The organism is Bartonella capreoli (genome assembly GCF_902813205.1).
GTDB classification, from domain to species: Bacteria; Pseudomonadota; Alphaproteobacteria; order Rhizobiales; family Rhizobiaceae; genus Bartonella; species Bartonella schoenbuchensis.
On record NZ_CADDZX010000125.1, the window covers coordinates 1 to 540 of the forward strand.

General features: G+C 39.4%; 1 protein-coding gene. It reads left to right on the forward strand.

Annotation, left to right across the window (positions count from 1 at the left end; all coding sequences use genetic code 11):
- Window positions 1-38 precede the first annotated feature (38 nt).
- A partial coding sequence (locus J7R05_RS07655) for a glutathione S-transferase family protein (protein WP_208541809.1) occupies window positions 39-540 on the forward strand: 502 nt, incomplete at its 3' end.

The window sequence follows — 540 nt, forward strand, 5'->3', positions numbered from 1 at the left end:
GAAAGAATTCTCATCAACTCTACTTGATATTTTAAATTATGTTAACACTTTTCCACTCTCCTTTATCGTCCGCCTCCCGCTTTATACGCCTCATTCTTGGAGAATATGGTGTAAATATTCAACTGATTGAAGAACATGAATGGGCCAGAAGACATGAATTTCTTGCACTAAATCCAGCTGGCCATGTCCCCGTTCTTCTTGATGAACACGAAGTTCCATTATCAGGTGCCATTGTTATCTACGAATATTTAGATGAAACGCACGGAAATTTACGACAAGAAAATAAATTCTTTCCAGAAAACCCTTTGGGCCGTGCTGAAGTACGGCGTCTCAATGACTGGTTTTTAAATAAATTTGAAACTGAAGCTACGCGCCATATTGTACGAGAACGAATCTATAAACGTGAAATGCCATTAGCTATTGGTGGTGGATCTCCTAAATCGCAAAGTCTTCGCAATGCACGTACTAATATTCCACCACATATGAAATACTTTAATTGGCTTTGCACATCTCGTGATTGGTTAGCTGGGCCTATGCTGT